Origin of the sequence: Psychrobacter sp. AOP31-B2-9, assembly GCF_052378005.1 — a bacterium.
Taxonomy (GTDB): Bacteria; Pseudomonadota; Gammaproteobacteria; order Pseudomonadales; family Moraxellaceae; genus Psychrobacter.
In genome coordinates this window covers 1-12,471 of sequence record NZ_JBQSXG010000091.1, presented here as the reverse complement: position 1 = coordinate 12,471, position 12,471 = coordinate 1, and the positions used below count along the sequence as shown (strand labels likewise).

Genomic DNA, 12,471 nt, shown 5'->3' with positions numbered 1-12,471 from the left:
GCTATTTGGACAATATAATGGAGTGACGCATGGACTCAGTGATTAATAATAAAATAAATACAATTTTTCAAAATAAAACTTGGCTATTCGTGCCAGCAACTCGCATTGATAGAGTCGTAAAAGCATTTAATAGCGGTGCAGATGCGGTTATCGTCGATTTAGAAGATGCTGTGGCAGCAGAAGATAAAGCACAAGCTCGCAAAGCATTGCAACAATATCATGACAGTGCTGACTATCAGCCAGTTTGGCTACGTATTAATAAAGCAGGCAGTGATGCATTTATACAAGATATTCAGCTTTGCCAACAGCTGCCTAATCTTGCAGGGATTGTGCTTGCAAAATGTGAGACCCCATTAGATATTGAGCAAGCCCATCAGGGTACTGGGTTACCTGTAATCGCACTAATAGAAAGCGCGCGTGGTCTGTATCAGATCGATGCGATGGCCAAAATGTCAGGATTAGCCGCGTTTAGTTATGGGTTTCTGGACTTGTGCAATGATTTGCGAGTACAAGTAGATACCCCTGCCGCCGATATCGTCGCCAATCAGATTCGCTATCAGTTGGTACTGACCTCTAAAGTGCATCAGCTAGCACCACCGATCGATACGGTCTATCCTGACTTTCATGACGATGAAGGCCTGAACGATCGAGTACAGTTATGGTCACAGATGGGTATGTCGGGGATGCTTTGTATCCACCCTAAACAGGTGGTGGTTGTGCAACAAACGTTACGACCAACAGATGAAGCAGTGTTATTTGCTCAGCAAGTGGTAACGGAGTACGAGCGTAGCGGACAGGCTGTATTTAAAATAGATGGTCAAATGGTAGACGCCCCCGTTATTCAGCGTTGCCTACAATTATTGAGTAAGAATGAGCAGGATAAGTACTAAAAATTAAGTGCTAAAAATTAAGTGCTAAAAATAGTGCGATAGCACGCCTTTTATTTATAAAAGTATCTGAAAGGTATATTATATAAATATTAATATTGTTGGTACAATGATTTTTATATTTGCATTGTGGTTGTCTTTAATAGGCTACCGCTGGGCGTAAAATATTTTATACTTGATTCCTTATCATAAGACGCTGTTCATCAAAATCGGAGAAGTTCATTGCGCGCTATCAACTATAAGTATTTGATTGTGATCTTACTGCTGATAGTTGCAGTTGGTTTTGTTGTATTTCGTACATGGCGAGGCCCACTATTACCTAGCTATACCATCACCCCTATGCCGCTCGTGCAAACAGTGGTTGCAACTGGACGTGTCGTGACGACATCACGCACGCAAATCGGTAGTGAGGTGAGCGGAGTGGTGCTTGAGCGCTTGGTACAAGAAGGTGATCAAGTAGCAAAAGGGGACTTATTATTGCTACTCAGCTCGGATGATGTGGCTGCACAAGTACGTCAAGTAGAGGCCGAACTGACTGAGCTAGTGAGCAGTAGACGCCCACAGGCCGCGGTAGAGCTATCCAAAGCTGAAGTACAGCTGGCACAAGCGACTCGTGATGTGGCACGTCGCCGTGAGTTGGCAGCGATTTCAGCCATCTCGGATGAAGAGTTGGAGCAAGCAGAACAGGCACAAAGCCAAGCAGGTAACGACCTAAAAGCTGCGCGTCTAAGAGTTAAGGCATTAGCCGCTGGCGGTGTTGAAGAAGTGCTAATACGTGAGCGTATCGCGGTATTGCAAGCTCAGCTCGATAAGACTGAAGTACGCAGCAAGGTCGCTGGCACGGTACTCACACGTGATGTCGAACCAGGTGACTTGGTACAGCCAGGCAAAACATTATTTACCATCGCGCTTGCTGGCAATACAGAAATTCATGTGCCGCTTGATGAGCGCAACTTATCACGTTTGGCATTAGAGCAAGAGGCAGTCGCTATTGCCGATGCTTATCCGGATCAGCCTTTTCCTACCCGTATTGATTTTATAGCGCCAAGTATTGATTCTGAGCGTGGTACGGTTGAAGTTAGACTGTCAGTTGATCCAGTGCCTGAGTTCTTACGGCAAGACATGACCGTTTCTGTGAATATCGAAACAGGTCGACGCGCACAAGCGTTGGTCATTCCGAATGATGCTTTAACAAATATTCAAAAAGATACAGCTCAAGTACGATTACTACGTGATGGTAAAGTACAGCGTCAAAAAATAACGTTAGGGCTGCGTGGCTTGGCAATGTCCGAAGTGGTTTCAGGATTAAGTGAGGGCGATCAAGTATTGGCTGATGCGACCTCGCCATTAGCCGATGGTGAGCGAGTACGCACGGAATCGAAAGAGATGCCGCTTGTTAGTAGTAGCAATCTGACTAGCAGCGATTCGTCTAACAATCCTTCAAACAGCAATGCTTCTAAAGATAAGGCTTCGAACAACCATGACGACTCAGCGGCTAGCGATAAAGCATCGGTGGCCACAACGTGAAAATATTTTTTGGGCGACTATGGATCAACGCGGTCATTGCGCTCAGTTTTTTGCGTGAAGGGCGGGTACAGTCACTGATGATCACTGTGGGTGTGGCCATTGGTGTGGCTGTTATTGTGTTTATCACAGCCTTGATTCAAGGTTTACAGACCAATCTGATTGATAGCACGCTTGGTAGTCAATCCCACATTCAATTGGTATCGCCAGATGAAACCAATCTAGTGGCACCCGTAGCAGCGGGTACCGTACAGCTGGTGCAAGAAGACAAGCGCCCTCAGCGGTTACGATCTATCAATAACTGGCAGCAGATTACCGATACTCTTGATCAACTGCCATTTTTGACGGCAGTTTCACCTGTGGTATCAGGGCCTGCGTTTGTTCGGCGAGGAGAAGCCTTAGAGTCGGTGGTATTGATCGGTACTGAGCTTGAGCGTTACCAAAAAATCATACCGCTTGATGAGTATCTAATCAGTGGCGATCTGCGAATCGGTGCTGATAATGTGCTCATCGGTAGCGAGCTTGCCAAAAACCTCGGTGTGCAAGTGGGTAGCAAGCTGCGATTAGATACAGGTCAGCAGGACAATACTGTGGTAAATGTGGCTGGTATATTTGAATTGGGTGTTCGAGAGCTAGACGCGCGTTATGTCTATTTAGATTTAAAACAAGCACAATCATTATTAAGCCTACCAGGCGGCGTTACGGTGATAGATTTGACGGTTGCAGATATTTTTGAGGCAGACAATATCGCTGAACAAGTAGGGCGATTGACATCGTTACAGGCAGAGAGTTGGATCGAGACCAACGCCCAATTAATGAGTGGTCTTTCAGCGCAAAGCTTGTCTACCAATATGATTATTGTGTTTGTGGGTATTTCGGTCGCCTTTGGCATTGCGAGCGTACTATCCGTCAGTGTGGTACAGCGTACTCGAGAAATTGGGATTTTGCGTGCAACTGGTGCCACTCGTCAGCAGATATTATGGATATTTTTGATTCAGGGCGCTGTGTTTGGTTTGCTAGGATCTGTTTTGGGTAGTGCGGTGAGTTATGTGCTGGTGTGGGCATTTAACACTTTTGGCCCAAGTTTGTTTTATATTCCAGTGTCTATAGAGCTTGTCTTGCTGGCTATGTTGCTAGCGACGTTAACCGGTATATTGGCAGCGGCGATACCAGCGCGCCGAGCTGCCGCATTGGATCCAGTGGTGGCTATTCGTTATGTCTAATAATAACTCTCATGAAGTGCTGCGTTTAGAGGCACTAAAAAAATCTTATAATATCGGTCAGCCCAATGAGATTGAGGTGCTACATGGTATCGATTTACGTATCGATAATGATGATTTTGCGGCGCTAATTGGGCCTTCGGGCTCTGGCAAAAGCACCTTATTGAATGTGCTTGGTTTACTGGATACGCCTACTAGTGGTGAGCTGTATCTGCTCGGGCAGCCGACGAGCAAGATGGATGATGCTGGTCGTACGGCACTACGAGGTAATAGTATTGGCTTTGTCTTTCAGTTTCATCACCTTATTCAGGCATTTACGGCGTTGGACAATATATTAATGCCATTAATGCTGACCAAGGGTCGCCCAAATCATTCTGCAATACAGAAGGCACGCGAGTTACTGGAGGCGGTGGGTTTGGAGAAGTTTGCCGACACTAAGCCAAATGAGCTTTCAGGTGGTCAGCAGCAGCGGGTGGCTATTGCTCGCGCACTGATAACTGAGCCTGCATTATTATTAGCGGATGAACCGACTGGCAATCTAGATACGGTAACCGCTGCTGAGGTGTTTGAGCTGTTTCGTCAGGTCAACCGTGAGCGTGATTGTGGGGTATTGTTAGTGACTCATGACCCACGTCTATCAGCATCCTGTGATCGTACCATTAATCTGGTAGACGGTCTTATCGAAAGTGATGCGCTAAATGTTAAAAGATTTGAGTCCTAATATCACAAAGTAGTTTTACAAAAACGTCTCGAACATTCTGTCAATATACTGTTCGACCGCTTGTTTATCATCGGTTACCTGCGCATAGGTTCTCAAGCCCATCATCTGAATTTGGAAATAGCGCCCCAGTTCAGTGGCATCTTTACTAGCATCAATCTCACCATTATCAATGGCTTGTTGAAAAACTTTGACAAAAGAGGCTTCGACATTTTCCAAAATATTTGTCGCATGGTCGAGTAGGTCGGGGCTGTCGTTTTTCGTCAGCTCACTGACTGTTTTGACAATCATGCACATGCCACTCGGAGACGTGCTTTTATTACAGACAGTCACGCTATGGATGAAACGTTTTAGACCCTCAAGCTTGGTTTTTTCTTGTGCAATACTATTGGCAAGGTTTGTAGCGCCTTGTTCAGCATAGCGATTTAACGCCTCTTTAAACAGGCTATCTTTATTGCCAAAAGCGGCATAAATGCTGCCAGGACGCATATCGACTACGTCTTGTAGGTTTCTCATAGACGTGGCGTGATAGCCTTTTTCCCAGTACAGGTCTTTGGCTTTTTCGATGACCTCATCACGGTCAAACTTGGCATGTGCACTCATCATTTTCACCTTAAAAGCAGTTATAGCCAATCCGTTATAAATTGGATACGGTGGCAGTCTCGTTCAGTCTACTATTCGTAGCACTTTTACTCGGCTTCCTTGTATTCCAACTATATTGCACCGACTATGTTTTAAAACTATCTGATTAATAATCAGAAAACAATAATCAGAAAACCAAGTAACACTATTATCGTTTGCATTGATAATGATGTCACTTGGTTTTTATGTGTTATCCGTATTCAAACGGATGTTTTAGTCAGAATAAATTTAGTAGGTAAGTCTACTCTGGTTTTAATGCTAATACATCATCGATATCTTGGGCACTATGGCGGTTTGCTAACTGTTCCCACGCTTCGCCCCAAGTGCGGTTGACGATACGACCACGTTGTACGGCTGGTCTTGCCAAAATAGCGTTTGCCCAACGTTGTACATGAGGGTAGTCATCAACCTGCAAAAACTCTTGTGCGTCGTACTGAGTGCCCACGACCAAGTTGCCGTACCATGGCCAAGTCGCGATATCGGCAATACTGTACTCATCACCAGCCAGAAACTCATTGTTTGCCAACTGCTTATCTAATACATCTAATTGGCGCTTGGTTTCCATGGTAAAGCGATTGATCGCATATTCGAATTTTTCGGGCGCATAAGCATAAAAATGACCGAAACCGCCACCTAAGTAAGGTGCAGAACCGTGTAACCAAAATAACCAGTTAAATACTTGGGTCCGCGCGCTACCTTTTTCAGGCAGTAGTACTCCAAATTTTTCAGCAAGATGTACCAAAATAGAGGCAGATTCAAATACAGACTCATTATCTTCGCCACTTCGATCAACCAAAGCGGGAATTTTTGAGTTGGGATTGACATCTACAAACCCTGATCCAAACTGGTCGCCTTCACCAATCTGAATCATATGTGCATCATATTCTGCCGCTTTGCCCAGCGCCAGTAACTCTTCTAACATGATCGTTACTTTTTGGCCATTAGGCGTGGCGATAGAGTACAGTTGCAAGTCATGCTCACCTACTGGTAGCGCTTGCTCATGAGTAGCGCCTGAAACAGGGCGATTGACACTGGCCCATCTGCCGCCACTCTCTGCGTCATGTGTCCAGACTTTTGGTGGTACGTATTGGTCCGTCATTTTTATAACTCCTCGCGCGATTATGCGTCTTTTGCGAAGTTTTGTGGATATAGAGCACGAGCTGCGACTTCATCAAACTCAGACTTAAACTCGATATCTTTGGCAATGTTACGCGCTTTCTCTACTGCAGGGCGGTTATTGATGCTAGTAAACCAACGCTTTAGGTTAGGATAGTTATCTAAACCTGGCTCGCCTAATATAAACGCCGCCTTATCAATCCAGCCCCAAGCTGAGATATCAGCGATAGAGTAGTCATCACCAACCAGATACTCACGGCCTTCCATATGCTTGTCTAGCACTTCGTAATGACGCTCTGCTTCACGAAGGTAGCGATTGATAGCGTAAGGAATTTTTTCTGGTGCTTTATGACTAAAGTGTACTGATTGACCAGAAAAAGGTCCTAGACCAGTCGCTATAAACATGAGCCATGACAGCATTTCACCACGATCTTCAGGCTTGCCTGCTAGTTGACCTGTTTTTTCGGCCAAGTACATCAGGATAGCAGTCGAATCAAAGACACGCTTACCATCGTCTTCAATCGCTGGCGTTTTACCATTAGGGTTGATAGCACGGTATTCAGGAGTATGCTGTTCACCCTTCATCGTATCCACTGCGACTAACTCATATGGTAGACCTGTCTCCATTAAATAGAGTGCTACTTTCATCGGGTTAGGGGTTTGGTGAAAATAAAACTTTAACATATATAATATCCTTATGCGTTTTAGGTATTGATCTGAACGGATTGAACAGCCTGTGAACTGTATTTTGTAGAACCACTATAAACAAAAATGAACGACCGTTCAAGTGTATTTTGAGCAGTCGTTCATTTTATTACCAAATATAAGGATAAAATAACGCATGAGGACGCATCGTTATTTTGAAAATAGTCAGTTAACCGAGTCTTTCGCTCAATTCAGAAAAGCGTTTTATCATAAAAATCAGTAATAGTAAGGCAACACCAGCGATAACTGCACCGACATACCCGACACTAGATAGTGAAATATGCGTCACCGCATAACCACCAAATAGCGCACCTGTACCAATACCTAAATTAATAATGCCTGAGAACATCGACATCAGCATGTCTTGTGCATTGACATCGATCATAATCACTTTGGCTTGCATAGAGATAATGAGTAGCATTAGTGCTGCGCCCCAGAGCATCGCAATCAAGCTGAGCGCCCATACCGAGGTGACCGCTAGCGACAGAACAAGCATCGATACCAGCATCAATATAGTAGATATCAGCATCAACCGAGTGTTGAATTTATCGCCCCAACGACTGAATATAACACTACCGACAATCCCTGCGATACCGAATAAAAGTAACACGAAAGTCGCTGCATTTTCACTGACTGCGCCGACCTGTCGCATGAATGGCTCGATATAAGAGTAAGCGGTATAGTGAGCGGTGAAGACAAGCAGAATCAGGAGATAAAGACAGACCAATAATGGGTTTTTGAGTAATTCTGGTACTTTTCTAAAAGAACCTTGAAACATACTGGGCAGGATAGGCAAGAGCCTCGCTTGTAATATAAATACGATTGAGGCGACCACACCAATACTGCCAAATGTCGCGCGCCACCCAAACCATTGCCCGATTAAACGCCCCAAAGGCACACCTAATACCATCGCCAATGAAGTACCTGTCGCCAGCACACTGAGCGCCAATGCTTTTTTGCCTTCAGGTGCTATGCGTATGGCTATAGCCGCTGTGATGGACCAAAATATCGAATGTGATAAGGCAATACCAACGCGGCTGATGAGTAGCACATCAAAGCTCCATGCAAACACTGATAGCGCATGACTGGCGATAAATACCGCAAAGATTCCCAAGAGCAAACGTTTGCGTTCAAACTGGCTGGTTAGTAGCATCAGCGGCAATGACATAGCAGCGACAATCCATGCATACAATGTCAGCATCCAGCCAGTCTCTGCCGTCGTGATAGAGAAGTCTTGGGCGATGTCACTTAATAAGGCGACGGGTACAAACTCTGTAGTATTCATGATAAAGGCACTAACACCCATCAAAAATACTTGAAAATACTGAGTTCGGCGAGCATCTGAGCTCACCTTAAGGTTGTGTTTCATAATATCCAATATAAAGCAGATGTTAATACTACGGGCGATAGGTCACAGTGGGGCAGACTTTCTTAGAATACAAGGGCCGCGAGGCAAGATAACAAGTGAAAATAAGTCGTGGAAGGTGCTTTTTACTAAAGATTGTTAATGAGCTATTTATTTAAAATTTTTGAAAGACATAGTATGAGTCGTTATAGCCTGTCTATAAGCAAGTCTAAGGCTGGTTAGATTAATGCTTGTTGATAGACTGTCTGTAGCTCATCAAAGCTGGCTGCTTGTTGTAAGTGCTCTAGGGTGGTGAGCTTCATTGAGTTTTTGAAATCACGCAAGGGCACATTATCAACCGTGTCTCTTATAGTTAGGGGCTTGCCTAGTCTAAATAAGTAGTATGGTTTCGTATCTTTAGAGCTCTTACCAGATTGTTCAGCAGTTATTGATCTTCTAGGGACAAGAGTAACACTTTCAATTGGCCATAATTTGCTTATTTGTTTACTCGTTAGTTGAGCGTCATTGGTCGTAGCAATAGCTAAATAGCGTATTTCATTGACGATATGTTGTTTGTATTTATCTAAAAATGTAGTTTGAGGTAAGTGATACCACTGAGCGGTACTGTGTTTGAAGCCATCTATATACTCTTTATGACGTCCCGCTTTTGGTGCTAGTGCAATGGTCAAGGTCAAATCTGGATAGAGGATTTGCTCCATGCCTGAGTATGGTATACGTGTTGCTTCTTGCAAATACAAACGCTCTTCGAGTTGATGGTTATGTTTAGCAACTTTATCAACCTGATGGCTATTAGCTTGATAAGCGACAGCCTTGCTGTTCACCTCATTGTTTCTTATTGTATTATTGGTCAACGCGATAGTGCTTGATTGTGTATCATTAGATTGAGAGTTGATGCCATTACCAAGCTGTTGGCGCAGAAAACTTAATAGCCAGTAATGTCCAGCATTGCTTTTTGAATTCGTTTTTAGGGCGTTTGGCAATAGTGCAAATGCACCAATACTGACCTCGTCAATGGAATTGAGATAAGGGTTTTTAGTATCTAACTGGTTGAAATAACCTGGGTATAGCGCAAATGCGCCAAATATCGGACGGCTTTTTTGCGTTTTGGCTGTTTCTTTATTGCTACCTTTTTCATTAAGAGAGTTTTTATCTCGTTCAATACGAATCAAGGCATCACGATAACGGTGCATTTGATTGATGGCATCATCCGGTACAAAATCCATAGTATCAATGTTTTGTTCAGGATCATCATAGCGACTTTTAAGTGTCTTGATACGGTATTTAGCATCGAACAACCAAATAAAGCGTTTGTTATTGGGTAGAGTAACTTCTAAGACGATATCAGGTTTTTGGCTAACTGAATAAGTTCGAATATCTTTGGTTGTTTTATTAAATGGTGGTTCATGTGCTAACCTTGCTGTAATACCATCATTACGTTCAAACTCAAATGCACCAGCGAAGCCATCTTGGAGCTGATATTCAAAAAAGTCTTTAAGTTTTAACGCTTGCTTACTGGCAGATACTTCCTTAAAGCCCAACTCATCTATCAAGATGTTTCTAATGGTCAAAAAACACCAGACTTCGTAGATTTCCGCGACTGACTTCATAGAGATGCTAGATTGGTTGTCAAAGACATCTAGATAAAATTTTAACTCTTGCCAAATTCGATATACAGAGCTATAGCCGGATTTTTGCTGCAATACTAATGATTCACGGTTACGACCATTATAATCGCACACATCGGTCATAAAACCTTGTCTCAGCGTTTTCTGTAGGGGCTGTTGCCACTGATGCAGCTCATCTAAAAAGGTATCAGATAGCCGTTGCTTATCTGGTGCTGCATTGCTTTGCCTAAGTTTATATTCAAAGTCAGCCAGTCGTTTCTTAGAGGTAGCTACTACCATTTTGATAAATCGGTTCTCTGGTGTATCGACACTTAGCCGCTTTTTGGTGACTTGATAACGCTGATCATACAGACCATTCGCGAAGTCCTCTTTTATTTTTGCTCCCAGTCGTGCAGGGATATTACCTTTTAGCCGTGTTGCTTTGTTATAAGAGATATGAGCCTGCAAACGGCTATGCGGTGCTTGATTAATGACTTTTAGTGCATACGCTAGTTGGCTGCGTAAATGACTAAAGTTAGCAAGCCAAAGCAAGGGAAACTGATGTCGCTGTTTGGTTTGTGCGCTATCCAGTTCGGTTTTCTCTACCAGACTAAAGCGCCAAAGAGGAAAGACGGTATCAATCACTTGATACATCGCTGGCAAGTCATCGTGCAGACTCATCTTGGTGGGCAAAACTTCAAAGGCGATGTTGCTTTGATAAGTGTGGTTTGATTTGACGTAATTGAGAGGCAGGCGCAGCCAACCGACATCGTTTGCGGTATTGATAGTACCTGTTAGATGCGCAGGCATTCGAGAGCGAGACTGACTAAACCGAAAACTCTCATTAATTAAATGACTACGATGAGTTAGATAAGCTCGCTCAACGTCAATAACATCACTAATATTATTGATATTGTCTGTAGCTCGGCTTTTAATGGCTTGATTAGACTCATCTATACTTGTTTCATTAATGCGCTTGTTATTCAAAAAAATCCATTCAAAGTGATATTGGATATTTTCAAAGAAAATAAAATTATCTAACTCAAGTGCTTCTACTAATCCAGAATGAGTGACGACGCCTTTTATGTCTATGGGCTGATCCATAAAGGTAGCTTCAGTAATCGCTAAGGGCGGAGAGAAACGTATGATAGGTTGCTCAGTGTTGTGGTTACTGGTAGCTTGCCGCTTAGCTAAGGTCGCCTCATAAGCCGCTTGGCGTTTGCTGATATCGTTACACCAAATCGACAGCTCAAAATCAGCGGTTTGTATCCTTAATAGATCTGGCATGGTCGCTCCGTTAGGTCAGCTGTCTGCATTTTAAGGCCAAAAACTGGTGAAACCTGAATGTTCTAGGCGCTGCTGCATCCAAGCTAATTTAGCCTTGCTACGACAATTGATAGACAAAGTGCTACCATCTACATTTTTGCGATATAAGTCAGTGCGTAGCTTATTCACATCATTCGTGGTAGTCCATATGTTACTCAACTCTCGCTCTAAGATGGTGGCTAATTTTGTGAGTAATGACTGCTCATTGCTAGTAGTAGCCTTATCTATAAGCGCTAATTTGTCGTAATCGCCTTCGATACGCGGCAATACCTTGCACATTAAGAAGTCATCCCAAGCTGCTTGTAGCTGCTGTTCATCTTTAGGTTGGGCACTAATAACGGCTAGTAGTAGCTCGTTGAGAGCTCTAAAAGCCAGCTTAAATGGTGTATTGTCCAACACTTGGTTGACGGCTTTTAAAAACTCGATACTTTTGTGACCATCACTGTCTATTACTGGTAGATTGTCAGCAGTGGCGTGAGAGTAGAGAGGATAACTCAACGTGTTATGAGTGACTTTTGATTCAAAGAAATGGTCAAAGTCATTGGGGAAAAAGTCTCCAAAGTCAAAACTCAAAGCACGGTCAATGACCTTGCGTGAGAATCCGTGGGTAGTTTCATCCATATTAACCGTACCAGCTACGATTAAATTAAAAGGCAAACTTAAACCATACGCACAAAATAATTTCCACTCCCTGTCATATTTAACATCTACAAAGCCTAAGGCATTACGCAGTTCGTTTATGTCTTCTAGCTGCTTGATAGTCGCAGGTTTCAATAGCGGGTCGCAGTGATAATTAAAGTTGCCTTTATTCCATTGCCACTCACGAGTTTCTAAAACAGATAGATAGTCTGCAAAGTACTGTTCAACAGGTGCTAAATTCATTTCATCCAAACATAGCCAATAGGGCAGCACCTGATTTAACTGGTCTTGATTACCGGTTACGGTGAGGCGACAGTCGCCATCAACTTTTAGTTCAAGTTCTGCATCGATAATCGCACGCCACGCTCTGGCAATGAATTGCAGCACATCAGTGGTGATATATTCAGCGTGACCATCTCTACCCAAGCGTGATATATAGCCAAGTATGTCACTAGGTTCGTGCCAGTCAGGACGTACGGAGGTTAGGCAGTAGGTATCGCTAAGGCTACCTGTGGCTTTGGCTTGCTCACGGACAAAGCGAGTTTTACCAGTACCGGAAATACCAGCTAATAGGAGGAAAGGTTTTGATAGGAAGGTTACATCGTTAGGAAGATTTTTTTTCATAACAGCACTGGCATTAAGTAGCGTATGTGATTTTGGTTGTGAGTCAAAATCAGTTGTTTTTAACTCTTTATAAATTGGTTGTATTTGCTTATAGATATTT

10 protein-coding genes are annotated in these 12,471 nt (G+C 43.4%); 4 read left to right on the top strand and 6 right to left on the bottom strand.

Annotation, left to right across the window (positions count from 1 at the left end; all coding sequences use genetic code 11):
- Window positions 1-29 precede the first annotated feature (29 nt).
- From ACT3SX_RS10445 to ACT3SX_RS10430, 4 genes are all read left to right on the top strand, one after another.
- A complete protein-coding gene (locus tag ACT3SX_RS10445) occupies window positions 30-890 on the top strand; it encodes an HpcH/HpaI aldolase/citrate lyase family protein (RefSeq protein ID WP_192992405.1) in 861 nt (286 codons plus the stop codon).
- Between the two features lie 219 nt (window positions 891-1,109).
- Window positions 1,110-2,414, top strand: coding sequence for an efflux RND transporter periplasmic adaptor subunit (locus ACT3SX_RS10440; RefSeq protein WP_192992404.1), 1,305 nt, complete (start codon window positions 1,110-1,112; stop codon window positions 2,412-2,414).
- Window positions 2,411-3,634 (top strand): ABC transporter permease, encoded by a 1,224-nt coding sequence (locus ACT3SX_RS10435; protein ID WP_192992403.1) that lies wholly within the window; start codon window positions 2,411-2,413, stop codon window positions 3,632-3,634. The genes ACT3SX_RS10440 and ACT3SX_RS10435 overlap by 4 nt, the downstream gene beginning before the upstream one ends.
- Window positions 3,627-4,352 (top strand): ABC transporter ATP-binding protein, encoded by a 726-nt coding sequence (locus ACT3SX_RS10430; protein WP_192518964.1) that lies wholly within the window; start codon window positions 3,627-3,629, stop codon window positions 4,350-4,352. The genes ACT3SX_RS10435 and ACT3SX_RS10430 overlap by 8 nt, the downstream gene beginning before the upstream one ends.
- Window positions 4,353-4,367: 15 nt before the next feature.
- On the opposite strand, the gene ACT3SX_RS10425 is transcribed toward ACT3SX_RS10430, so the two are convergent.
- From ACT3SX_RS10425 to ACT3SX_RS10400, 6 genes are all read right to left on the bottom strand, one after another.
- Entirely contained in the window at window positions 4,368-4,952 is a 585-nt protein-coding gene (locus ACT3SX_RS10425) for a TetR/AcrR family transcriptional regulator (RefSeq protein ID WP_192992402.1), read from the bottom strand.
- A 280-nt stretch (window positions 4,953-5,232) separates the two neighbouring features.
- A complete protein-coding gene (gene yghU / locus ACT3SX_RS10420) occupies window positions 5,233-6,090 on the bottom strand; it encodes a glutathione-dependent disulfide-bond oxidoreductase (RefSeq protein ID WP_442069844.1) in 858 nt (285 codons plus the stop codon).
- Window positions 6,091-6,110: 20 nt separating this feature from the next.
- Entirely contained in the window at window positions 6,111-6,791 is a 681-nt protein-coding gene (locus ACT3SX_RS10415; RefSeq protein ID WP_192518967.1) for a glutathione S-transferase family protein, read from the bottom strand.
- 190 nt (window positions 6,792-6,981) lie between these two features.
- Window positions 6,982-8,181: a sugar transporter gene (locus tag ACT3SX_RS10410; RefSeq protein ID WP_192992401.1), complete on the bottom strand. Its 1,200-nt coding sequence runs from the start codon at window positions 8,179-8,181 to the stop codon at window positions 6,982-6,984.
- A 215-nt stretch (window positions 8,182-8,396) separates the two neighbouring features.
- Window positions 8,397-11,069, bottom strand: a complete 2,673-nt coding sequence (locus ACT3SX_RS10405) for a DUF2357 domain-containing protein (RefSeq protein ID WP_442069846.1) — start codon at window positions 11,067-11,069, stop codon at window positions 8,397-8,399.
- 30 nt (window positions 11,070-11,099) lie between these two features.
- Window positions 11,100-12,471: McrB family protein (locus ACT3SX_RS10400; protein WP_444518629.1), on the bottom strand; the 1,372-nt coding region annotated here is incomplete at its 5' end.

Excerpts from the sequence above, each read along its gene's own strand:
- ACT3SX_RS10415 (WP_192518967.1), bottom strand. The coding sequence starts at position 6,791 with ATGTTAAAGTTTTATTTTCACCAAACCCCTAACCCGATGAAAGTAGCA.
- ACT3SX_RS10445 (WP_192992405.1), top strand. The coding sequence starts at position 30 with ATGGACTCAGTGATTAATAATAAAATAAATACAATTTTTCAAAATAAA.
- ACT3SX_RS10410 (WP_192992401.1), bottom strand. The coding sequence starts at position 8,181 with ATGAAACACAACCTTAAGGTGAGCTCAGATGCTCGCCGAACTCAGTAT.
- yghU (WP_442069844.1), bottom strand. The coding sequence starts at position 6,090 with ATGACGGACCAATACGTACCACCAAAAGTCTGGACACATGACGCAGAG.
- ACT3SX_RS10425 (WP_192992402.1), bottom strand. The coding sequence starts at position 4,952 with ATGAGTGCACATGCCAAGTTTGACCGTGATGAGGTCATCGAAAAAGCC.
- ACT3SX_RS10430 (WP_192518964.1), top strand. The coding sequence starts at position 3,627 with ATGTCTAATAATAACTCTCATGAAGTGCTGCGTTTAGAGGCACTAAAA.
- ACT3SX_RS10405 (WP_442069846.1), bottom strand. The coding sequence starts at position 11,069 with ATGCCAGATCTATTAAGGATACAAACCGCTGATTTTGAGCTGTCGATT.